The organism is Marivita lacus (genome assembly GCF_014637725.1).
In the GTDB taxonomy this organism is placed as follows: domain Bacteria; phylum Pseudomonadota; class Alphaproteobacteria; order Rhodobacterales; family Rhodobacteraceae; genus Marivita; species Marivita lacus.
In genome coordinates, this window is the sequence record NZ_BMFC01000011.1 from 71,698 (window position 1) to 92,377 (window position 20,680).

Consider the following 20,680-nt stretch of genomic DNA (forward strand, 5'->3'; position numbering starts at 1 on the left):
TGCGGTGGGTTGTGTCGAGATGCCGGACGGAAGCCCGGCCTCCGCAAAGGACGGGTTCAGAGCGCCCGCGCCTGACGGAACGAAAGAAGCCTGCGCGAGCCTTCGTCCCAGAGGTGCAGACGCGCATTCACAAGACTTTCGCGGATGGTCATCCGGTTCATCTCTCCAAGGGTGACATGATCGCGCAACACTTCGGTCAGCCGATAGAACGGGATGCGGCTGTAGAGATGGTGGACATGGTGGATGCCGATATTGCCGCTGAGCCATTGCAGGACCGGGGGCAACACGTAATGCGAGCTGCCGTGCAGCGCCGCATCGTGCAACTGCCAGTTTTCCTCACCATCCCAAAGCGTCGTCTCGAACTGGTGTTGAACGTAGAACAGCCAGACACCGGCGGTGGCCGCCAGCAGCGTGGAGGGCAGGAAGATCAGCAGGATCGGCATCAGCCCGCCGAAATAGAGCATCACCATCAGCGTCACGAGGATGGCAACATTGGTTCCCATCGCACTGGCCCAGTAGCGCGCATGAGACATCAGCCCCAGCGGCAACCGGTTCTGCACGAAGAACAGGTAGAACGGCCCCAGCCCGAAGAGGATGATCGGGTGGCGATAGATCCGGTACATCAGCTTGTTCCACGGTGACAGCGCCTTGTATTCCGCGACGGTCAACGTGTGCACATCGCCGATACCCCGACGGTCCAGGTTGCCGTGGGCGCTGTGGTGGATCGAATGGGTGCGGCGCCACACGTCGTACGGCGTGAGCGTCAGAACACCCAGGATGCGCCCCAGCCAGTCGCTGACGGCGCGGTTGTTGTAGAACGATCCATGGCCGCAGTCATGCTGGATGATGAACAGACGCAGCACGAATGCCGCGTTTACGCATGAGAGGGCAAAGGTCAGCCAATAGCTCACACCCATGGCCCACCATGCGGCGGCCCAGAGCGCCACGAAGGGCGCCAGTGTCACGGCGAGTTCGAAGGAACTGCGCATCGGGTTGGGTTCGCGATACCTGGCGAGAATCTTGACCCAATCTTTGGCGTCGGAAGAAACGGGCACATGCCCGTGAATGGTAAACTGCTCGGACATAGGCCTGCTTTTTTATCTGCGTCGCGCCGTTCTAACCGATGAGACGCAATCCGACTACTTCTCTTTTGCGTCTGTTCACGAAACCGAGCGCTCGAAATCGAGGCATTTTGCCACTGTCATGCCTCGTCCGCGTCCTTGCGGAGCGCTTGCGGCGTGTAGGCGCAGAGCTCTGGCTTGATGTCGATCAGCGGTGTTTCGTCGAGGCAATCCAGACCCTTGACGATCAGGGTATTGCCTTCCTGCCGGATCAGCCGCACGCGCGACACCCCGATCGGGTTGGGCCGGACCGGGGACCGCAGCGCAAAGGTGCCCGTCGTTTCGCCATCGCCACGCGGGCTTTGCAACACAAGGTCGCGCCGGGACTCGTGCAGCCAGTAGAGCACGTCGAGATGCTCGAACGCGGTGATGCCCTTGAGCGCAGGTGCCCAGTCGGGATGCAGTTCCAGCCTGCAGTCGGGACCATCCAGCCTGCCCTGACGCGGGCACATGTCGCGCGTCACAAAGGGCGTACGGATCGTCCCGATGAACTGTACGGTCGCATCGGCGGGTCGGGTTTGGTCGACGGCGATCTCGCCGTCGCGCAGGTCGGTCGAAGGTGAATCGATCATAACGCTCCCTTGCGGCGTGTCATTCTCATCGGTTACGGGACCAGAATGCAAGGTTTGGCCGCGATGACCAGCACCGAAGAGTCCCGGCGCTTGGGGCGTTTTGTGCGTCTTGCCGCGCGCCGGACTGTCCTCCATAGTCGCGACGCCATGATGAACACCGACACATCCCCGACCGAACGCTACCTGACGGTTCCCGAACTGGCGGAGCTTTTGCGGATCAAGGAGCGCAAGGTCTATGATCTTGCGGCCAGCGGTGCCGTGCCCTGTTCAAAGGTGACCGGCAAGCTGCTGTTCCCCGAACAGGCGGTGCGGCGCTGGCTGGAGCGTGGTCAGACCGGATCGGCGCAGGGCCATGCCGCGCGTCCGGCGGTGTTTCTGGGCAGCCATGACCCCCTGCTGGACTGGGCCTTGCGGCAGTCGGAATGCGGCATCGCCACCTTCTTTGACGGATCGCAGGACGGGCTTGACCGGTTTGCCGCCCGCGAAGGGGTTGCGGCGGGCCTGCACATGTTCGATGCGGATGCAGGCGCATGGAACGTCGCGGCGGTCGAGGCGGCGGTGTCCGGTGTGTCGGCGGTGCTGCTGGGCTTCGCCAAGCGGCGGCGCGGGCTGGTGGTCAAGCCGGGACTGGAGACCCAGATCAGCGGTGTTGCCGATCTCGTGGGCCGTACGATGACACCCCGGCAGCCCGGTGCGGGCACACGCACGCTGTTCGATCACCTGCTGCGCGAGGCCGATATCCTGCCCGACACGATCGGCCTGCGCCCAGTGGCGCGCAGCGAGGCGGATGCGGTTCTCGACGTGGCGACGGGGGCGTCGGATGCGACTTTCGGCCTTGAAGCGCTTGCGGCGCAGCATCATTTGGGTTTCGTGCCGCTGATCGAGGAAAATTTCGACCTGCTGGTGAGCCGACGCGCCTATTTCGAACCACCGATGCAGCGCTTCATCGCCTTCCTGCGCTCGGACGGCTTTGCCAGCCATGCCGCCGCTCTGAGGGGCTATGACGTGTCCGAGGCCGGATCGGTGCGCTGGAACGGATGACGCGCAAAACTGCCGCGCAAGTGGTGGACGAGGACGCGGCCACGGCTTAGGTTCGACGGCAACCAAGGATGCCCGGATGACTGACGCGACCCCCTATCAGGTGCTTGCCCGCAAGTATCGCCCCGAAACCTTTGCCGATCTTGTCGGGCAAGAGGCGATGGTGCGCACGCTCAAGAACGCGTTTGCCGCCGACCGCATCGCGCAAGCCTTTGTCATGACGGGGATTCGCGGCATTGGCAAAACCACCACCGCGCGGATCATCGCCAAGGGGCTGAACTGCATCGGGCCGGATGGCACCGGCGGGCCGACGACCGATCCCTGCGGCCAGTGCGAACATTGCGTGGCGATCATGGAAGGGCGTCATGTCGACGTGATGGAGATGGACGCGGCCTCGCGCACCGGGGTGGGCGACATCCGCGAGATCATCGATTCGGTGCATTACCGGGCCGCCTCGGCGCGCTACAAGATCTACATCATCGACGAAGTGCACATGCTGTCGACAAGCGCGTTCAACGCGCTGCTCAAGACGCTTGAGGAACCCCCTGCGCATGTGAAGTTCATCTTTGCCACGACCGAGATCCGCAAAGTGCCTGTCACGGTCCTGTCGCGCTGCCAGCGGTTCGACCTGCGGCGGATCGAGCCCGAGATGATGATCACTTTGCTCCGCAAGATCGCGGCGCGCGAAAACGCCGAGATCACGGATGACGCGCTGGCTTTGATCACTCGCGCGGCGGAAGGATCGGCGCGCGATGCGACCTCGCTGCTGGATCAGGCGATCAGCCACGGCGCGGGGGAAACCACCGCCGAACAGGTGCGCGCGATGCTGGGTCTGGCCGACCGGGGTCGCGTGCTCGACCTCTTCGACATGGTGATGAAGGGCGATGCGGCAGGCGCGTTGACCGAGCTTTCCGCGCAATATGCCGATGGTGCCGACCCGATGGCGGTGCTGCGCGACCTGGCGGAAATCACGCATTGGATTTCCGTGGTCAAGATCACGCCCGAAGCCGCCGAAGACCCGACGATCAGCCCGGATGAACGCCAGCGCGGGCAGGATTTCGCCCATGCTCTGGGCATGCGGCCCCTGACGCGGCTGTGGCAGATGCTGCTCAAGGCGCTGGACGAGGTGGCGCAAGCGCCCAACGCGATGATGGCCGCCGAAATGGCGATCATCCGCATGACCCATGTGTCCGAATTGCCCAGCCCCGAAGACCTCGTGAAACGCTTGCAGGACACACCCCGTCCGCCACCCCCGTCCGGTGGCGGAATGGCCACAGGTGGTGCAGCGCGGACACAGGCGACGGGCAGCCCTGCCCCGACGCATTCATCCTCCTCCGGCCCGCACGCGTCTTACGGTGGTGCTGCGGTTGCCGTTGCCGTGGATCAGGCTTTGGCACGGTACCCGAGCTTTGAACACGTGATCGAGTTGATCCGGTCGAACCGCGATGTAAAGCTGCTGGTCGAGGTCGAAGGCTGCGTGCGGCTGGCCGCCTATCAGCCGGGGCGGATCGAATTCACGCCCACCGACAACGCGCCCGGCGATCTGGCGCAGCGGCTTGGCGGAGCATTGCAACGCTGGACCGGCAATCGCTGGGCGGTGACGCTGGTCAACGGATCGGACGCGCCCACCATCGTGGAAACCCGCGACGCGGCCGATAACGCGATCAAGGCCAAGGCGGCGGCCCATCCGCTGGTCAAGGCGGTGCTCGACGCCTTTCCCGGTTCGGTGATCGAAGAGGTGCGCACGCCCGACCAGCTGGCCGCCGTGGCCGAGGCAGAGGCGCTGCCCGAAGTGGAAGACGAATGGGACCCGTTCGAGGAGGAGTGATCCTGTCGGTCCTGCCGGGTGTGGCATGGGCGCAGGATTGCACGGTGCAGCGCCCCGGATGGGATGGCGCACCGGTCAGTGCGGTGCAGGAGGCCATGTTTCTGGCCGCCTCACCCGCGGCGCTGGTGCTCTTGCTGGGCACTGTTGCCGCGCTGCGTTTCAAGAGCCAGTGGGGGTCATTGGCGGCGGTTCTGGGCTGGACCGCCTTTGTCACCTTCCTGACCATGCTGGCACCCGCCTCGCGCAAATTGGCGATGGCCGAGGGCTGCGTCGGGTCGCCCGCCTTGTTCATCGGCATCATCGCTGCAATATGTGTGGGGACGATCTTTTACACCGCGCCGCCGATCAAGGGGCGCTGACCTACGGAGAGACAGATGTTCAAGGGTTTGGGCCAGATGGGCGACATGGCCAAGATGATGAAGGCCGCACAGGAAATGCAGGGCAAGATGGCCCAGATGCAGGAAGACCTTGCGTCACTGACCGTGACCGGCGAATCCGGCGCGGGTCTGGTCAAGGCGACGGCCACGGCCAAGGGCGAACTGACCGGGCTGGACATCGACCCGTCGATCTTCAACGGCGACGACAAGGAAGTGGTCGAAGACCTGATCCTTGCCGCGATCAAGGACGCGCAGCAAAAGGCACAGGCCAAGGCGCAGGAAGAGATGGCCAAGCTGACCGAAGGTCTGGGACTGCCGCCGGGGATGAACCTGCCGTTTTGAGCAGCATGCGATGCAATGTCATCCTCGGGCTCGCCCCGAGGGTGACGGATTTATGCAGGTTCAGGGCCAAAGATGCGTGACAGCGGCGATATCGAAGCGCTTATTGCAATGATGGCGCGCTTGCCGGGGCTTGGGCCCCGGTCGGCGCGGCGTGCCGTGCTGCACATGATCCGCAAGCGTGGCCTGCTTCTGGGGCCGCTGGCCGAAGTGATGACCCGCGTGGCGCAGGATGCGCGCGAATGCCTGAACTGTGGCAATATCGGCACGCAGGATATCTGCAACATCTGTCAGGACAACGAACGAAACAACGGCTTGCTCTGCGTGGTCGAGGATGTGTCCGACCTTTGGGCGATGGAACGGGCTGGCGTCTTCAAGGGCCGCTATCACGTTCTGGGCGGCACCCTGTCGGCGCTGGATCAGGTGGGGCCGGAGGAATTGCGCATCCCCAAATTGTCGGCGCGGGTCGACAGCGAGGAGATCACCGAGGTGATCCTCGCGCTCAACGCCACGATCGACGGGCAGACGACGGCGCATTACATCGCCGACCGGCTTGAGGGTCGGGTGATCATGACCACGCTGGCGCAGGGTGTGCCGATTGGTGGCGAGCTGGACTACCTCGACGAAGGCACGATCACCGCCGCGATGAATGCGCGCAAGCCGATCTGAAAAACACCTTCAAGAAATGGAACATGTTTCTTGCCTTTCCGTTGTTGGTGAAACAGCAAGGAGAGCTTTCATGACCTATTCACGCACCAGCCCATCCCGCGGACCCGGTTCGCCCATGGTCACAGGATTCCACGACGCGGATACCGGCAGCATCCAGTACCTTGTCACCGATCCGGACACGCGCCGCGCCGCGCTGATCGACACGGTCATGAGCTTTGATCCCGAAGACGCGTCGGTCCGGACAGGCGGTGTCGATGCCATTCTGCGCTTTGCCCAAAGCGAGGACATTGTGATCGATTGGGTTCTCGACACACATCCGCATGCGGATCACCTGATGGCGTCATCCTACCTGAGGAACAAGCTGGGCAAGCCCAATGGTATCGGTGAAAAGATCAAGCAGATCGCGGATCTGTGGCGCGACACGTACCACTTGCCCGATGCCTTTGACCCGGATCGAGACTTCGACCACCTGTTTGCCGATGGCGATACGTTCGAGATCGGATCGCTGCCGGTGCGGGTGATGCTGTCGCCGGGGCATACGCTGGGGTCGATCACCTATGTCGTGGGCGAGGATGCGGCCTTTGTGCATGACACGTTCATGCAGCCGGATGCGGGCACCTCGCGGGCGGATTTTCCGGGCGGTACGGCGGAGGATCTGTGGCACTCCCTGCAGGATATCCTTGCCCTTCCCGAGCACACGCGCCTCTTCGTCGGCCATGATTACGGCAACGGCCAGCGCGCGCAGCCCGAATGGGAATCGACGGTTGTGGAACAGCGCAGGCATAACCTTCATATCGGCGGAGGTGTGACCAAGGAGGACTTCATCGCCCGGCGCGAGGCGCGGGACAAGACGCTCGCCCTGCCGGACCGGATGTTGCATGTCTTGCAGATGAACCTGCGCGCAGGACGCCCGCCCAACCCCGAAGACGACGGCTACTGCTATTTGAAAATCCCGATGAACCGATTTTAGGAGACACTGATGGATACCGAAAAAACAGAGAACGGCACGCTTGAACACTGGTCACCCTCCGAGGTGGCCACGGCCTTTGCCGAAGACCGGATCATCCTGATCGATGTGCGCACGCCGCAGGAATTCGCGCTGGAGCGGATCAACGGTGCGTTGCTGGCCCCGATGCAGGCGTTCCAGCCGAACCACATGCCGGATCAGGCGGAAAAGCAGATCGTGTTTCATTGTGGATCGGGCGTGCGGTCCGCACGGGTGGCAAAGCTGTGCCTTGCGGCAGGCGAGACCCGCATCGCCCATATGGCCGGCGGCTTCGCGGCGTGGAAAGAGGCCGGTCAGACCTATATGGGCACCGACCTGGCGACGGGCGCACCCAAGGAAATGCGCAAGTCCGACTAAGCCAATAAAAAACCCGGCACCGCGAGGCGGGCCGGGTTTGCTGTTTACCGAATGCTGCGATCAGCGGCGACGCCCCTTGGTGTCGTCGTCATCTTCCTCGTCGTCATCGTCGTCATGTGCACCGTCGGGCAGGTTGAAGAAGCTGTCCGCATCCGCGTAGTCCTGCTTGCTGGCGGACTCGCTGCGGTCATAGGACGACCCGGACAGGCTGAAGGTCTCAAGACCCTCAATGGCGCTTGGCAGGCGCGATTCAACGTCCATCTCAAGGCTCTGCTCGGTCGAGACCAGCTTGCGGCGCTCGTCATCGGTCATCACGGCTTCCTGCTTTTTCGCCGCCTTGGCGACAACCGCGTCCAGTTCGGACTGCTTGCACAGGCCCAGCGCCACGGGATCGATCGGCTGGATGTTGTTGATGTTCCAATGGGTGCGTTCGCGGATCGCCTGGATCGTCGGCTTGGTTGTGCCGACCAGTTTTGAGATCTGACCGTCGCTCAGTTCCGGGTGGAACTTGACCAGCCAGAGGATCGACGCCGGGCGGTCCTGACGCTTGGAGAGCGGGGTATAGCGCGGGCCACGGCGCTTTTCCTCGCCCTGTGCCGCAGCATAGATCTTGAGGCGGAGCGGATGCGCCGGGTTTGCTTCGGCCTTCTTGATCTCTTCGGGATCAAGCTGGTTGTTCGCGATGGGATCGAAGCCCTTGACCCCCGTGGCCACGTCACCGTCCGCGATGCCCTGCACTTCGAGCTCGTGCATTCCGGCGAAATCCGCGATCTGCTTGAAGGTCAGTGTCGTGTTGTCCACCAGCCAGACGGCGGTGGCTTTTGCCATAATCGGTTTACCCATCTCGCGACTCCTTACGCAAAGCTTTTTAGGTCCCTCGGAGCTGGTCCGAGAGGTCCCGGATCAGGCCGGGACGGTTTCCATTGTCAGGGAACTTGCGCGCCTTATAGTCGCGCAGAGGCAAAGAGGAAAGAGGCAATGCGGGTTTTGGTGCTGGCCATGGTTGGTCTGGTTGTCGCGTCGATGGCAGGGGCGCGCGGCGAAAAGGCAGGCGCGTTCGACTATTACGTGCTGTCGCTGAGCTGGTCGCCGACATGGTGCGCCATCGAAGGCGATGCGCGTCAGTCGCCTCAATGCGAGGCAGACGCGGATTTCGGATGGGTTCTGCACGGGCTCTGGCCGCAATATCATCGCGGATGGCCGTCCTATTGCCCGACGGTCGAACGCAACCCGTCGCGTGGCATGACCGAGGCGATGGCGGACATCATGGGCACCTCCGGTCTGGCGTGGCACCAGTGGAACAAGCACGGCGTGTGCAGCGGCCTGTCGGCGACGCAGTATTACGACCTGTCGCGCGAAGCCTATGGCACAGTGGTGCGGCCCGAGATTTTCCGACGGCTGGAAAAGGCGGTCAAACTACCTGCATCGGTGGTCGAAGAGGCCTTTCTCGAGGCAAATCCGCAGCTCGAGCCGGACATGATCACCATCACCTGTCGGGACGGGCGCATCCAAGAAGCACGCATCTGCCTGTCCAGATCGCTTGAGCCGGTGCCCTGCGGGCGCGACGTGGTGCGCGACTGCACCGCGACGGACGCGCTGTTCGATCCGATCCGGTAGGGCTAACGCGGGACAGTCCAGCCACCGGGCAGATCCTCGCGGCGGGCCTTGGGCGGTTTGACCCGGTTCAGTATCGATTCCGCGCCTTTCATCAGCCGGCCGAGACCCGGCGCCTTGCGCACCTGTGCCTTGACCTTTTCGATCTGCATCACGTCGTCGATACGCCGATCGAGGAAGGCCCATGTCGCCTGGTTGTCGAGCGAATCATCGCCCAGCCAGTAGAGCACGGTCGAGGAATAGACCCCCGACAGCGTCGCGCGCTTGGTGTACCAGTTGATGTCCCGCGAGGTGTCGCCCAGTGCGGTCCAGATGTGATCGGCCGTGCCCCAGATCAGCTTGGCGCCTTCGGCGGCATGCATCGGCAGCGCAAAGAGCGTCACGCCGCGACGCACCGCCTCCTTGTCTTCGACCAGTTCGATCCGCAGGCGCACGGCCAGCGCGACGCGATCCCGAAACCGCATCTCGGAGAGGTCGCGCGCGGTCAGCGCCGCGATCATCGCGCCATCGCCCCGCCGGTGGTAGGCGGCTGCGAGATCGATCGCACCGCGCGGAAACAAACCCCGCGCCAGGGCCGGGGGTACGTCCACGTCCTGAATCGCCGCCTTGAAGGCGGTCTCGGACCAGCCATCGAAAGGCACATGCATCAAGGCCGCGTCCAGCAGCTCGGTTGCGTAATCGCGCGGTGTCTCGGTCATGGTCGGGCCTTCGAAGGGTCGGTTGCAGTGCGTCTTAGAGTGATAGGTAGGACGATTGTGCGCCCCGCGCCACTGCAACCCGATATTTCCGCGAGACTGGGCGCGGTACACCTGCAAAAAACAGGATGTGTCCCGGAACCTCGCGGCGTCTGAAGCGTTTTGAGCTTTTATTATGCGTTCCGGTGAACCGTGTTTGCATTTTCAGGACAGGACGTGGCTCCAAGTGACACGACAGACTACCGATTGCTTTCTGCTCTTTCTGAGTACCGCCCTGCTTGTGGCGGCATTTGTCGCATCGGCCATGCAAGGCGAGGTCTTCTTCACCTATTTCGGCGCAGAGGATTCCCCCGTCGAGAACGCAACAGCACTGATCCTCGCCGTGGCAGGCGTTGCGCTCTGGTGGCGCGCATTGGCCGCCAAACAGGTCATTTCACGCGGGGCGGTGATTCTCGGGGTGCTCTACGGGCTGGCCTATGTCTGGGCAGCCGGAGAGGAGATTTCCTGGGGGCAGCGCATTCTTGGTTTCGACAGCCCGGATTATTTCCAGACCAACAACGACCAGCAGGAGTTCAATTTCCACAACATGGTGATCGGCGGTGTGAAGCTGGACGAACTGATCTTCGGGCCGGTGCTGTCCTACATCATCCTGAGCTATCTTATCGTGTTGCCGCTCCTCTGGCCCCGTGTGGATCTGGTGAAAAAGCTGGTGCGGACAATGATCATCCCGGTGCCGCGCACGTATCATGCGGCCTTTGCCTTTGCGGTGACAGTCATCATTCCCTTTCTCGACGAAAGCCGCCGGTGGGAGGTCTATGAATGCATCTTTGCCCTTCTGTCGCTGGCAATTTTCCTGCATCCCGCCAACCCGTTGACCGAGGCGGAACGACAGGGCGAACTTGCGACCGGATGACTGGACAAACCGCCCGCACCTTGCTATGTGGCTGCTTCCTGCAAATCCTTGCAAATCCAACTTAGAAAGGTGGTGAAAACCACATGCAGGTAAGTGTTCGTGACAACAACGTCGATCAGGCGCTCCGCGCTCTGAAGAAAAAGCTGCAGCGTGAAGGCGTTTTTCGGGAAATGAAGCTCAAGCAACATTTCGAAAAGCCGTCCGAGAAAAAAGCACGCGAGAAAGCTGAAGCGGTCCGCCGTGCGCGCAAACTGGCGCGCAAGAAGGCGCAGCGCGAAGGTATGCTCTAAGCAGGTCTTTCCAACACGCTTTGATTTTGACAGCCCCCGGAGCCCTGCGCTTTCGGGGGTTTGTTTTTGTGCACCCAGTCTTTTTTCAGCACATGGCCTCGACGCTTAATGAACGAAATGTTGGGACCACAGGGCGAATTACTGCCCCAAAAAGGCGCTTGGGAACACTGCGAACGCCCCATCTTGCGCGACTCGCACGCCTTGTGACAAAATCCCCGTGAGCGCGGCACAGAATTTCCGCCGTTGCCTTTGATATTATTCGGCCCGCTTGGATGGCCTTCGTGATTTGGACAGCCAGCGTGCCCCCTTACGAGGATGTAATTTATGACTGGGCAGAATTCCGCGACCAACGCAGCAGTGACCGTAGCCGCTTTTGCTGTGGAGCGTGCCATTGGAGGTGCGCGCGGCAGCGTAGCAGGTTTGGCTGTACAACCCGTGGTCTGGGCCGTGACGGGGACAGGACCCGACGCAGGCGATGCCTTCATATATGGTGTAGGTGCGGCAGGGGCAGCTGCGGGCTGGATCCTCGTCGTGCCTGCCACGATCACGGGAATCGTCAAGGCGGCGGTCGACGATTATGTCGGCGGGCTTGTCGCAGAGGCCAAGCAGGATGAACCAGCCGCAGTACGCGGTGGCATTTTCGGCACCGATGATTATGGCTTCTGGTCGTCGAACAACCACATTACGGCCATGACGATCGCCAGCTATGGCGGTGTGGCTTGGCAGCATGCGAACGGAGCGTATCTTTTCATCAAGGATGCCACCGGAACGCCGATCTGCGACTACCATCCGCAATCCTACCGACAGCTCTACCGCCCCGTGTTGCCACTGCGCATGAACGGCGACCGTGTGTTGTGGACCGGTGCCGACTTCTGAGCCTGAAACAGCGCTTCCCTCCCCCGGCCTGATCTGACACCTTGCGGCGCAGATACCGAAGGGAGGCTCCATCATGGTACAGGTCTGTGTGTTCGATGCCTATGGCACGCTGTTCGACGTGACCTCCGCTGCGCGCCGCGCGGCAGAGGAACCGGGCCGCGACGCGCTCAGGGCCGTGGCGCCGCAACTGGCGGAGCATTGGCGTTTGAAGCAGCTTCAATACACCTGGCTGCGCACCATCATGGACGAGTATGCCCCGTTCTGGGACATCACGCAGGACGGTCTGGACTGGGCGATGGAGAAGGTCGGTCTGGCCGATGATGCCGAACTGCGCGAACGGCTTCTCGCGCTCTATTGGGAACTTGCCGCCTATCGCGAGGTCCCGATGATGCTCGCGCGGCTAAAGGCGGCGGGCAAGACCTGCGCGATCCTGTCCAATGGCAGCAAGGACATGCTCGACGGTGCGGTGGACAGCGCCGGGATCGGCGAATTCCTGGACGCGGTCCTGTCGGTCGAGGATGTGTCGATCTTCAAGCCGTCGTCGCGCGTCTATGACATGGTCGGCGCGAAGTTCGGCTGTAGCAGGGAAGAGGTGCTGTTTGTTTCGTCCAATGGCTGGGACATCGCCGGGGCCACCGGCTACGGGTTCCAGACGATCTGGGTCAACCGCGCAGGTGATCCGGTGGACCGGCTGCCGCACCGGCCCGCGCATGTGCTGAGCGATCTGACCACGATCCCGGATCTCGCCTGATGCCGACGTTCACCACCTCTGACGGCCTGTCCCTGCACTATACCGACGAAGGCGCCGGCCTGCCGGTGCTCTGCCTTGCGGGCCTGACCCGCGACGGGCGGGATTTCGACTTTGTCGCACCGCATCTCGAAGGCGTGCGCCTGATCCGGCTGGATTATCGCGGGCGCGGACAGTCCGACTGGGGCGATCCCGCCACCTATCAGATCCCGGTCGAAGGCCGCGATGCGGTGGAACTGCTGAATCATCTGGGCATCGACAAGGCCGCCGTACTGGGCACGTCGCGCGGCGGGCTGATCGCCATGCTGCTGGCGGCGACGGTCAAGGACCGGCTGCTGGGTGTCGTGCTGAACGATATCGGTCCCGAGATCGCGCCCGAGGGGCTTGAGGTGATCAAGGATTACCTTGGCAAGCCGCCTCTGCTGAAAACCCATGCCGAGATGGCGGCAGCGCGGGCGCGGGTGCTGACCGGATTTCCGAACGTGCCGCAAGAGCGCTGGCTGCAAGAGGCGCAGATCCTGTTCAACGAGACAGAAGACGGGCTGGAACTGACCTATGATCCGCGCCTCCGCGAGGCGGTGGTGGAGGGCGGCGCGCAACCGGTGCCCGACCTCTGGCCGCTGTTCGATGCGCTGTCCGGTCTGCCGCTGGCCTGTATCCGGGGTGCCAACTCCGACCTGCTGTCGCCCGCCACTTTTGCCGAGATGAAAAAGCGCCGTCCCGACATGGTTGCTGTCGAAGTCCCCGACCGGGGTCATATTCCCTTTCTTGATGAACCCGAATGCCTGAACGCGCTGCGGCGCTGGCTTGATATGTTGAGGTAACCCATGGACATTGAACGTATCGAGGCGGCTGCAAGCCGTCTGCAGGGTCACGCGCGGGTCACTCCGCTCTTGTCCTCGCCCTTTCTGGACGAGATCGCGGGGCGGCGCGTGCTGGTCAAGGCGGAATGCCTGCAGCACACCGGCAGCTTCAAATATCGCGGCGCGCGGTCGGCGGTATCTGCCCTGCCTGACGCGCAGCGCGAGACCGGCGTGATCGCCTTTTCCTCGGGCAACCACGCGCAGGGCGTGGCGCTGGCCGCCAAGCAGTTCGGCGTGAGCGCGGTCATCATCATGCCGGCGGATGCGCCCAAGATGAAGATTGACAACACCCGCGCTTTGGGGGCCGAGGTGGTGCTTTATGATCGCGCGACCGAGGACCGGGACGCCATCGGAACCAAGCTGTCAGACGAGCGCGGGCTGACCCTGATCCGTCCCTTTGATGAGCCGGAGGTGATCGCAGGGCAAGGCACCTGCGGGCTCGAGATCGCAGCGCAGGCAGCGGAACTGGGCGTGACCGAGGCCGAGGTGATCGTGTGCTGCGGCGGCGGTGGCCTGACGTCGGGCATCGCGCTGGCCCTTGAGGCCCGTGCGCCGGGCATGCGCGTGCGGCCTGCGGAACCGGAAGGGTTCGATGACGTGACCCGGTCGCTGGTGTCCGGTCAGATCGAGCGCAACACAGGCAGCGCCAACGGCCTCTGTGACGCAATTGTCACGCCGCAGCCGGGCAACATGACCTTTCCGATCATGCACCGGCTCTGCGGGCCGGGGATCGTCGTGACGGATGACGAGGCCCAGCGCGCCATGGCGCAGGCCTTTGCGCGGCTGAAACTGGTGGCGGAACCGGGCGGTGCGGTGGCGCTCGCGGCGGCGCTTTATCATGGCGACCAGATCGACGGCGATACGGTGATCTGCACCATATCCGGCGGCAACGTGGACCGCGCGGTGTTCCTGCACGCGCTTGCGCAGTTCGGCGAAGAATAAGGCCCGCACCATGCTGATCGCCGATCTGGACGGGCTGCGTCTGCACTACCGCATCGACGGTGACCCGGATGGCGCGCCCGTGGTGTTCTCCAACTCCTTGGGCACCGATCTGCGGCTGTGGGACAAGGTGATGGCCCGGCTGCCGCAGACCGGCCTGCGCTATATCCGCTATGACATGCGCGGGCATGGCCTGTCCGACTGCCCTGCCCCGCCATACGGCATGGGCACTTTGGTGAGGGATGCAGAGCTTTTGATGGACCATCTGGAGGTGCGCGGCGCGGTCTTCGTCGGTCTGTCCATCGGCGGGATGATCGCGCAGGGGCTGGCGGCAAAACGGCTGGACCTCGTGCGCGCGCTGGTGCTGTCGAACACCGCTGCACGGATCGCCACACGCGCCATCTGGGACCAGCGCATCGCCGATGTCGACGCGGGCGGAGTCGAGGCGCTGGCCGATGCCACCATGATCCGCTGGTTCACGTCGTCCTTTCGCGCATCCGCCGAGTTCCGGTTTTGGCGCAACATGATGACCCGCACGCCTGCCGAGGGCTATATCGGCTGCGCACATGCCATCGCGGGCACCGATTTCTACACCACGACAGCAGCGCTGCGCCTGCCCACATTGGGCATTGCGGGCAGCGAGGACGGATCGACACCGCCCGATCTGGTGCGCGAAACAACCGATCTGGTGCCGGGATCACGGTTCCACCTGATCCGCAAGGCGGGCCATCTTCCTTGCGTGGAAGCGCCTGACGCCTATGCCCGCGTCCTGACCGAGTTCATCGCCGCACAGGCGCATTGACTGGCGAACTGTCAAGTGTAGTTTACACCTGAAGGGCGCGCCTGCCTGACCCCGAAAGTTGTGCCCATGCGCCTGCCCGTCGTCTTTATCCTGATCACCGTGATGATCAACGCGATGGGTGTCGGGTTGATCATTCCCGTGATGCCCGGCCTGATCCGCGATGTGACCGGGGGCGATCTGGCAAATGCGGCGCTGTGGGGCGGCGTGCTGACGACGGTCTTTGCGGTGATGCAGTTCCTCTTCGGTCCGGTGATCGGCAACCTGTCGGACCGGTTCGGGCGACGCCCCGTCCTGCTGATCTCGCTTGCCGTGATGGCCGCAGATTACGTGATCATGGCGGTCGCCGGAAGCATGTGGCTCTTGCTTTTGGGGCGGGTGATCGGAGGGATCACGACGGCAACGCAGGCGACTGCGACGGCCTACATGGCCGATATCTCCGACCCGGCAAAGAAGGCGCAGAATTTCGGTCTCGTGGGTGCCGCGTTCGGGCTGGGTTTCGTGATCGGACCGCTGATGGGCGGGCTGCTGGGCGAATGGGGCACGCGCGCACCATTCTGGGTTGCGGCGGCACTGGCTGGGGCAAACGCGATCCTTGGCCATCTCGTGCTGCGCGAAACCGTGACTGACGCGATCCGCCGGCCCTTTGACTGGCGCCGGGCAAATCCGTTTGGCGCGTTTCGGTCGCTGGGCGCGTTGCCGGGTCTGGGGCGGCTTCTGACGGTGTTCTTTCTCTACCAGGTGGCGTTTTTCGTCTACCCGGCGATCTGGGCCTATTTCGGGCATGCGCGGTTTGGCTGGAACGCGGGCATGATCGGGCTGTCGCTGGGCCTCTTCGGGGTGATGATGGCGGTGGTTCAGGGCGGGTTGATCCGCGTGATCCTGGCGCGCCTCGGAGAACGCGGCACGGTGGTCTACGGGCTTGTCTTTGATGTCTTCGCCTTTGGCGCGCTGGCCTTTGTGACCTCCGGCACGGTGGCACTGTTCCTGACACCGCTGGCCGCCTTGGGCGCGGTGATCACACCCGCGCTGCAGGGCATCATGTCAAGGAGCGTGGGCGACAAGCGGCAAGGCGAATTGCAGGGCGCGCTGACCTCGGTCGGAGCGATCGCGATGATCGTGGCGCCCATGGTGATGACCACCGTCTTTGCGCAATACACCCGCGCCGGGGCGGCGGTCTATTTCCCCGGTGCGCCGTTCCTGGTGTCACTCGGCCTGATCGTCGTGGCGCTGGTGGTGTTTCTGGCGCCGCACCGCAGCCCTGTCGCGGCCTGACCTGCAGAGGTCGACTTCCCGCTTGCGCTCGGACTGCCCGACCCTCAGGTTGCTCACGAGAACAGGGGAGACCCCATGACACGCATCAAGGCTGCCGTCTGTACCGAATTCGGTCAACCCCTTCGGATTGAAGAGCTTGACCTGCGCGCGCCATTGGCCGGAGAGATCGAGGTTACGCTCGAAGCGGTGGCGATCTGCCATTCGGACATTCATTTCGCCGAAGGCGCATGGGGTGGTGACGTGCCCGCAGTCTACGGCCATGAAGCGGCCGGGCGCATCTCGGCCATCGGGCCGGGCGTGCAAGGGCTGATCGAGGGCCAGCGCGTTGTCGTGACACTTATCCGGGCCTGCGGCACATGCCCCAATTGCGCGAGCGGCAGGCCGACCATCTGCGAAACTCCCGGAACCGAGATGTCTCCGATCACCCGCGCCGATGGCACCTCCGTGGTGCAGGCGATGAATTGCGGGGCCTTTGCCGAACGGGTGGTGGTGGACCAGAGCCAGGTTGTGCCGTTGCCCGATGACATGCCGCCCGAGGCGGTGGCGCTGATGGCCTGCGGTGTGATCACCGGCGTCGGAGCCATTGTGAACGCAGGCCGCTTGCGCGCGGGCGAAGACGTGGTGGTGATCGGCGCGGGAGGCGTTGGCCTCAACGCAATCCAGGGCGCGCGGATCGCCGGGGCCCGGCGCATCGTCGCCGTCGACATGACCGAGGACAAGCTGGAGACCGCCAAAAGTTTTGGCGCGACCGATGGGGTCCTGGCCACCGGCAAAGCGCCTTGGAAAGACGTGTACCGCATCCTTGGACGTGGGGCTGACCTCGTTGCCGTGACCGTCGGCGCGATCCCTGCCTATAATGACGCGCCACGCTTTCTGGGCTGGGGCGGGCGCATGGTGATGATCGGCATGCCGCATTCCGGTGCGATGGCAGAATACGAACCCGTGGTGCTGGCCTACATGGCGCAGGGCATGGTCGGGTCCAAGATGGGCGACGTGGTGATCCGCCGCGACATTCCGTGGCTGGCTGATCTCTACCGTCAGGGTCGGCTGAAACTGGACGAACTGGTGTCGGGGCGCTGGTCGCTCGACCAGATCAACGAGGCCATCACCGACACAAGGTCCGGCGGTGCCAAACGCAACGTGATCATCTTCTGAACCACCTTTGACATATCGCGACGGAGGTTCCGTCGACGGAAACTCCGCGATGCGTCGACGCATCGCCTGCCAGACACGAGGGAAAGAGCCATGAAACTCCACGCGCTCGAGATCATCACCACCGCGCCGCCTGCTCCGGGGTGGGGCGGGCGCTACTGGACGCTGGTCAAGGTGACGACCGACACGGGGATCACCGGATGGGGGGAATGCTATGCCTCCAGCGTCGGACCGGACGCGATGAAGGCCGTGATCGAAGACGTGTTCGACAGGCACATGCGCGGCGAGTCGCCCGAGAACATCGAGCTGATGTTCCGGCGCGCCTATTCCTCGGGCTTCACCCAGCGCCCCGACCTGACCGTCATGGGTGCGTTCTCGGGTCTGGAGATCGCCTGCTGGGACATCCTCGGCAAGGCGCGGGGGCGTCCGGTCTGGGCGCTTCTGGGCGGGCAGATGACCCCCAAGGTCCGTGCCTATACCTATCTCTATCCCCTGCCCCATCATGACATAAATGGCTTCTGGACCAATCCCGACGCGCAGGCCGAAGCCGCGGCGCATTACGTGGCCAAGGGCTTTACCGCGGTGAAATTCGACCCGGCCGGTCCCTACACGATCCGCGGCGGGCATCAGCCTGCACTCACCGACATCGCGCTGTCGGTCGAGATGTGCAAGGCGATCCGGTCGGCGGTGGGCAACAAGGCCGATCTTCTGTTCGGCACCCACGGCCAGTTCAACACCTCGGGTGCGATCCGGCTGGGTCAGGCGATCGAGCCCTACCTGCCGCTCTGGTACGAGGAACCGATCCCGCCCGACAACCTGCTGGAGTTCGCCGAAGTGGCGCGCGCCGTGCGCATCCCCATCGCCACCGGCGAACGGCTGACCACCAAGGCCGAGTTCGCCACGCTCCTGCGCACGGGCGGCGCGAAGATCCTGCAACCCGCGTTGGGGCGCGCGGGCGGCATCTGGGAGATGAAGAAGCTGTCGGGCATGGCCGAGGCGTTCAATGCCGAGATGGCGCCGCATCTCTATGCCGGGCCGGTCGAATGGGCCGCCAATGTGCATCTTTGCACGTCGATCCCGAACGTGCTTCTGGCCGAGACCATCGAAACCCCGTTCCACGAAGCCCTGATCCGCAACGCGATCCGGGTCGAGGACGGCTTCATCACCGTGCCGGACACGCCCGGCCTTGGCATCGACGTGGATGAGGAGCTTGCGCGCGCACATCCCTTCACCGGGGATGGTCTGCATCTGCAGATGCAGGAGGCTCCCTGTGACTACAAGAACGGCAATGCCTTCACCGGCGGCGCACCGACCGAGCCAAAAGACGGGGCACCGAGATAAATCTTTGAAACCCGCGCCCCTTGGGTGTTAAATGCCTGAGGGGATACTGGGGATTGATCGATGAAAGACTCGAGTTTTGCGCCGGCTGCCGCGCAGGACATGGCCGAAAGCGCGGAGAAGGCTGCCGCCTATCTCAAGACGCTTGCGCATGAGGGCCGGTTGATGATCCTCTGCCATCTCGGCGTCGGAGAGAAATCCGTGGGCGAGCTAGAGGCGCTGCTCAATATCCGGCAGGCGGCGGTCAGCCAGATGCTGGCCCGCCTGCGCGACGAGAAACTGGTCAAGACGAGACGCGATGGCAAGACCATCTATTACAGCCTGAATGATGACAACACCGCGCGGCTGATCGCGCATTTGCATGGAATGTTCTGCACATCGTGACGCGCCCTGACACTGCCTTTTCCGGCCCCGAGCTCTGCGCCAAACCGGCGCGCGACGTGATTGACCTGCTGAAAAGTGGCGAGATCACCACCGATGACCTGATCGCGGCGAGCCTTGCCCGCATGGACCAGGTCGAACCACAGGTGAATGCCGTTGTCACGCGCTGCCCCGACCGCGCCCGTGCCAGACCTGCGCCAAAGGACAGCCTGCTTGCCGGGTTGCCGATCGGGATCAAGGATCTGAACCCGGTCGAAGGCGTGCGCACCACCTTCGGCACCAAGGGGATGGCCGACAATGTGCCCAAAGCCTCCGATGCGCTGGTGCAACGGTTGGAGGCGCGCGGCGGCGTGGTGCTGGGCAAGACCAATACGCCAGAGATGGGTGCCGGGGCCAACACGTTCAATGCCGTGTTCGGCGCGACGCGGAACCCGTGGAACACCGCAATGAACGCGGCCGGTTCGTCAGGCGGCGCAGCCGTGTCCCTTGCCACCGGAGAGCTGTGGCTGAGCCACGGGTCCGATTTCGGCGGCAGCCTGCGCAGCCCCGCGAATTACTGCGGCATCGTGGGCCTGCGCCCCTCGCCCGGCATTGCGGGTGGCAGTTCGGCGCATCTGGGGTTCACCAATGGCGGCGTTGATGGCCCGATGGCGCGCGACGTGCTGGACTGTGCATTGTTTCTCGATGCGATGGCGGGCTACGATCCGGTCTGGCCGATCTCGTTCCCGGCCCCGGCAACACCCTACGTCGAGACAGCACGGCAGGATGCGGGCAAGGTGCGCATCGCCTACACGCCTGACCTCAACGGTTTTGCTGCCGTCACCTCCGAGATCGACAGCGTTCTGCGCGCGGCGCTCGACAGCCTCCGCCTTCCGGATGTCACGGTGGTCGAACATTGCCCCGACCTACCCCGTCTGGATGAGACATTCCGCGCCCTGCGCTGCCTGTCCTTCCTCGGCAGCTACCAGGTCACACCGGACAGCGTCACGCAGCATTACAAGGACACGATCAAGGGCAACCTCGCCGATGCCCGCGCGATGACCTTCGACGATTATGTGCAGGCCGAACGCGACCGCGCGGCGATCTACAACACTATGGCCATTTTCTTTCAGACCCATGACGTGCTGGCCTGCCCGGTCAACGGCCTTGCGCCGCTGCCGGTGGAAATCGAGTACCCGACCGAGGTCGCGGGCCGCCCGATGCGCGACTATATCGACTGGTTGCAATTCGCATTTCTGGCCACGGTCGCGGGCTTGCCGGCATTGTCGCTGCCAGTGGGGTTCACCCCGTCAGGCATGCCGGTGGGCCTGCAACTGATCGGCCCGCCGCGCGGCGAGGCAAGGCTCTTGCAGGTGGCGCATACACTCGAACAGGCGCTGAACCTGCCGGTGACACTGATCGACCCGATCAGTCCTTGAGGTCAACGGGGTCTGCCAACCTCTTGCTTCTTTTCTTTCCAACTACGCAAACACCACCACCGCGCGCCGCAG

General features: G+C 63.6%; 24 protein-coding genes. 20 read left to right on the forward strand and 4 right to left on the reverse strand.

What is annotated here, in order from left to right:
• Window positions 1–56: 56 nt before the first annotated feature.
• Both IEV82_RS17635 and tsaA read right to left on the reverse strand, forming a co-directional pair.
• Window positions 57–1,085: a fatty acid desaturase gene (locus IEV82_RS17635; protein WP_188483377.1), complete on the reverse strand. Its 1,029-nt coding sequence runs from the start codon at window positions 1,083–1,085 to the stop codon at window positions 57–59.
• Window positions 1,086–1,201: 116 nt separating this feature from the next.
• Window positions 1,202–1,693 carry a tRNA (N6-threonylcarbamoyladenosine(37)-N6)-methyltransferase TrmO gene (gene tsaA, locus IEV82_RS17640; RefSeq protein WP_188483379.1) on the reverse strand — a complete coding sequence of 164 codons (492 nt, stop codon included), beginning with the start codon at window positions 1,691–1,693 and terminating at the stop codon, window positions 1,202–1,204.
• Between the two features lie 150 nt (window positions 1,694–1,843).
• Here tsaA and IEV82_RS17645 point away from each other — a divergent pair, with 150 nt between their 5' ends.
• From IEV82_RS17645 to IEV82_RS17675, 7 genes are all read left to right on the forward strand, one after another.
• Window positions 1,844–2,734, forward strand: coding sequence for a substrate-binding domain-containing protein (locus IEV82_RS17645; protein WP_188483453.1), 891 nt, complete (start codon window positions 1,844–1,846; stop codon window positions 2,732–2,734).
• Window positions 2,735–2,810: 76 nt separating this feature from the next.
• Entirely contained in the window at window positions 2,811–4,559 is a 1,749-nt protein-coding gene (locus IEV82_RS17650) for a DNA polymerase III subunit gamma/tau (RefSeq protein WP_188483381.1), read from the forward strand.
• Complete coding sequence (locus tag IEV82_RS17655; RefSeq protein WP_188483383.1) at window positions 4,535–4,918, forward strand: hypothetical protein; 384 nt, start codon at window positions 4,535–4,537, stop codon at window positions 4,916–4,918. Before IEV82_RS17650 ends, IEV82_RS17655 begins: the two co-directional genes overlap by 25 nt.
• Before the next feature lie 15 nt (window positions 4,919–4,933).
• Window positions 4,934–5,278: a YbaB/EbfC family nucleoid-associated protein gene (locus IEV82_RS17660; RefSeq protein WP_188483385.1), complete on the forward strand. Its 345-nt coding sequence runs from the start codon at window positions 4,934–4,936 to the stop codon at window positions 5,276–5,278.
• 72 nt (window positions 5,279–5,350) lie between these two features.
• Window positions 5,351–5,944, forward strand: coding sequence for a recombination mediator RecR (gene recR / locus IEV82_RS17665; RefSeq protein WP_188483387.1), 594 nt, complete (start codon window positions 5,351–5,353; stop codon window positions 5,942–5,944).
• Window positions 5,945–6,014: 70 nt separating this feature from the next.
• Entirely contained in the window at window positions 6,015–6,914 is a 900-nt protein-coding gene (locus tag IEV82_RS17670; RefSeq protein ID WP_188483389.1) for an MBL fold metallo-hydrolase, read from the forward strand.
• A 9-nt stretch (window positions 6,915–6,923) separates the two neighbouring features.
• Window positions 6,924–7,307 (forward strand): rhodanese-like domain-containing protein, encoded by a 384-nt coding sequence (locus IEV82_RS17675; protein WP_188483390.1) that lies wholly within the window; start codon window positions 6,924–6,926, stop codon window positions 7,305–7,307.
• A gap of 60 nt (window positions 7,308–7,367) precedes the next feature.
• Here IEV82_RS17675 and IEV82_RS17680 read toward each other — a convergent pair whose 3' ends face one another.
• Window positions 7,368–8,150 carry a DUF1013 domain-containing protein gene (locus tag IEV82_RS17680; RefSeq protein ID WP_188483391.1) on the reverse strand — a complete coding sequence of 261 codons (783 nt, stop codon included), beginning with the start codon at window positions 8,148–8,150 and terminating at the stop codon, window positions 7,368–7,370.
• A 135-nt stretch (window positions 8,151–8,285) separates the two neighbouring features.
• On the opposite strand from IEV82_RS17680, the gene IEV82_RS17685 reads away from it, so the two are divergent.
• Window positions 8,286–8,924 (forward strand): ribonuclease T2 family protein, encoded by a 639-nt coding sequence (locus IEV82_RS17685; protein ID WP_188483393.1) that lies wholly within the window; start codon window positions 8,286–8,288, stop codon window positions 8,922–8,924.
• A 2-nt stretch (window positions 8,925–8,926) separates the two neighbouring features.
• Here IEV82_RS17685 and IEV82_RS17690 read toward each other — a convergent pair whose 3' ends face one another.
• Window positions 8,927–9,619, reverse strand: coding sequence for a COQ9 family protein (locus tag IEV82_RS17690; protein WP_188483394.1), 693 nt, complete (start codon window positions 9,617–9,619; stop codon window positions 8,927–8,929).
• A gap of 223 nt (window positions 9,620–9,842) precedes the next feature.
• On the opposite strand from IEV82_RS17690, the gene IEV82_RS17695 reads away from it, so the two are divergent.
• From IEV82_RS17695 to IEV82_RS17750, 12 genes are all read left to right on the forward strand, one after another.
• On the forward strand, window positions 9,843–10,529 hold the full coding sequence (locus IEV82_RS17695; protein ID WP_188483396.1) for a hypothetical protein: 687 nt from the start codon (window positions 9,843–9,845) through the stop codon (window positions 10,527–10,529).
• Window positions 10,530–10,612: 83 nt separating this feature from the next.
• Window positions 10,613–10,819, forward strand: coding sequence for a 30S ribosomal protein S21 (gene rpsU, locus IEV82_RS17700; RefSeq protein WP_188483398.1), 207 nt, complete (start codon window positions 10,613–10,615; stop codon window positions 10,817–10,819).
• A gap of 324 nt (window positions 10,820–11,143) precedes the next feature.
• On the forward strand, window positions 11,144–11,695 hold the full coding sequence (locus IEV82_RS17705) for a hypothetical protein (RefSeq protein WP_188483399.1): 552 nt from the start codon (window positions 11,144–11,146) through the stop codon (window positions 11,693–11,695).
• Window positions 11,696–11,768: 73 nt separating this feature from the next.
• On the forward strand, window positions 11,769–12,446 hold the full coding sequence (locus IEV82_RS17710; protein ID WP_373285246.1) for a haloacid dehalogenase type II: 678 nt from the start codon (window positions 11,769–11,771) through the stop codon (window positions 12,444–12,446).
• Window positions 12,446–13,267, forward strand: coding sequence for an alpha/beta fold hydrolase (locus tag IEV82_RS17715; RefSeq protein WP_188483401.1), 822 nt, complete (start codon window positions 12,446–12,448; stop codon window positions 13,265–13,267). Before IEV82_RS17710 ends, IEV82_RS17715 begins: the two co-directional genes overlap by 1 nt.
• Window positions 13,268–13,270: 3 nt before the next feature.
• The gene (locus tag IEV82_RS17720) at window positions 13,271–14,248 is read left to right on the forward strand and encodes a threonine ammonia-lyase (RefSeq protein ID WP_188483402.1); all 978 of its coding nucleotides are present in this window, start codon (window positions 13,271–13,273) and stop codon (window positions 14,246–14,248) included.
• A gap of 10 nt (window positions 14,249–14,258) precedes the next feature.
• Window positions 14,259–15,047, forward strand: coding sequence for a 3-oxoadipate enol-lactonase (pcaD, locus tag IEV82_RS17725; RefSeq protein WP_188483404.1), 789 nt, complete (start codon window positions 14,259–14,261; stop codon window positions 15,045–15,047).
• A 66-nt stretch (window positions 15,048–15,113) separates the two neighbouring features.
• Window positions 15,114–16,319: a TCR/Tet family MFS transporter gene (locus IEV82_RS17730; protein ID WP_188483406.1), complete on the forward strand. Its 1,206-nt coding sequence runs from the start codon at window positions 15,114–15,116 to the stop codon at window positions 16,317–16,319.
• Between the two features lie 75 nt (window positions 16,320–16,394).
• Window positions 16,395–17,474, forward strand: a complete 1,080-nt coding sequence (locus tag IEV82_RS17735) for an alcohol dehydrogenase catalytic domain-containing protein (protein WP_188483408.1) — start codon at window positions 16,395–16,397, stop codon at window positions 17,472–17,474.
• A gap of 90 nt (window positions 17,475–17,564) precedes the next feature.
• Complete coding sequence (locus tag IEV82_RS17740) at window positions 17,565–18,812, forward strand: mandelate racemase/muconate lactonizing enzyme family protein (RefSeq protein ID WP_188483410.1); 1,248 nt, start codon at window positions 17,565–17,567, stop codon at window positions 18,810–18,812.
• 60 nt (window positions 18,813–18,872) lie between these two features.
• Complete coding sequence (locus IEV82_RS17745; protein WP_229747898.1) at window positions 18,873–19,193, forward strand: ArsR/SmtB family transcription factor; 321 nt, start codon at window positions 18,873–18,875, stop codon at window positions 19,191–19,193.
• Complete coding sequence (locus IEV82_RS17750) at window positions 19,190–20,608, forward strand: amidase (protein WP_229747899.1); 1,419 nt, start codon at window positions 19,190–19,192, stop codon at window positions 20,606–20,608. The genes IEV82_RS17745 and IEV82_RS17750 overlap by 4 nt, the downstream gene beginning before the upstream one ends.
• Window positions 20,609–20,680 lie beyond the last annotated feature (72 nt).

What these genes read in the sequence shown, in the direction of transcription:
- IEV82_RS17685 (WP_188483393.1), top strand. Translation starts at nt 8,286, where the DNA reads ATGCGGGTTTTGGTGCTGGCCATGGTTGGTCTGGTTGTCGCGTCGATG.
- pcaD (WP_188483404.1), top strand. Translation starts at nt 14,259, where the DNA reads ATGCTGATCGCCGATCTGGACGGGCTGCGTCTGCACTACCGCATCGAC.
- IEV82_RS17655 (WP_188483383.1), top strand. Translation starts at nt 4,535, where the DNA reads ATGGGACCCGTTCGAGGAGGAGTGATCCTGTCGGTCCTGCCGGGTGTG.
- IEV82_RS17715 (WP_188483401.1), top strand. Translation starts at nt 12,446, where the DNA reads ATGCCGACGTTCACCACCTCTGACGGCCTGTCCCTGCACTATACCGAC.
- recR (WP_188483387.1), top strand. Translation starts at nt 5,351, where the DNA reads ATGCGTGACAGCGGCGATATCGAAGCGCTTATTGCAATGATGGCGCGC.
- IEV82_RS17745 (WP_229747898.1), top strand. Translation starts at nt 18,873, where the DNA reads ATGAAAGACTCGAGTTTTGCGCCGGCTGCCGCGCAGGACATGGCCGAA.
- IEV82_RS17675 (WP_188483390.1), top strand. Translation starts at nt 6,924, where the DNA reads ATGGATACCGAAAAAACAGAGAACGGCACGCTTGAACACTGGTCACCC.
- IEV82_RS17710 (WP_373285246.1), top strand. Translation starts at nt 11,769, where the DNA reads ATGGTACAGGTCTGTGTGTTCGATGCCTATGGCACGCTGTTCGACGTG.
- IEV82_RS17670 (WP_188483389.1), top strand. Translation starts at nt 6,015, where the DNA reads ATGACCTATTCACGCACCAGCCCATCCCGCGGACCCGGTTCGCCCATG.
- IEV82_RS17735 (WP_188483408.1), top strand. Translation starts at nt 16,395, where the DNA reads ATGACACGCATCAAGGCTGCCGTCTGTACCGAATTCGGTCAACCCCTT.
- rpsU (WP_188483398.1), top strand. Translation starts at nt 10,613, where the DNA reads ATGCAGGTAAGTGTTCGTGACAACAACGTCGATCAGGCGCTCCGCGCT.
- tsaA (WP_188483379.1), bottom strand. Translation starts at nt 1,693, where the DNA reads ATGATCGATTCACCTTCGACCGACCTGCGCGACGGCGAGATCGCCGTC.
- IEV82_RS17680 (WP_188483391.1), bottom strand. Translation starts at nt 8,150, where the DNA reads ATGGGTAAACCGATTATGGCAAAAGCCACCGCCGTCTGGCTGGTGGAC.
- IEV82_RS17720 (WP_188483402.1), top strand. Translation starts at nt 13,271, where the DNA reads ATGGACATTGAACGTATCGAGGCGGCTGCAAGCCGTCTGCAGGGTCAC.
- IEV82_RS17740 (WP_188483410.1), top strand. Translation starts at nt 17,565, where the DNA reads ATGAAACTCCACGCGCTCGAGATCATCACCACCGCGCCGCCTGCTCCG.
- IEV82_RS17650 (WP_188483381.1), top strand. Translation starts at nt 2,811, where the DNA reads ATGACTGACGCGACCCCCTATCAGGTGCTTGCCCGCAAGTATCGCCCC.
- IEV82_RS17645 (WP_188483453.1), top strand. Translation starts at nt 1,844, where the DNA reads ATGAACACCGACACATCCCCGACCGAACGCTACCTGACGGTTCCCGAA.
- IEV82_RS17690 (WP_188483394.1), bottom strand. Translation starts at nt 9,619, where the DNA reads ATGACCGAGACACCGCGCGATTACGCAACCGAGCTGCTGGACGCGGCC.
- IEV82_RS17730 (WP_188483406.1), top strand. Translation starts at nt 15,114, where the DNA reads ATGCGCCTGCCCGTCGTCTTTATCCTGATCACCGTGATGATCAACGCG.
- IEV82_RS17705 (WP_188483399.1), top strand. Translation starts at nt 11,144, where the DNA reads ATGACTGGGCAGAATTCCGCGACCAACGCAGCAGTGACCGTAGCCGCT.
- IEV82_RS17635 (WP_188483377.1), bottom strand. Translation starts at nt 1,085, where the DNA reads ATGTCCGAGCAGTTTACCATTCACGGGCATGTGCCCGTTTCTTCCGAC.
- IEV82_RS17660 (WP_188483385.1), top strand. Translation starts at nt 4,934, where the DNA reads ATGTTCAAGGGTTTGGGCCAGATGGGCGACATGGCCAAGATGATGAAG.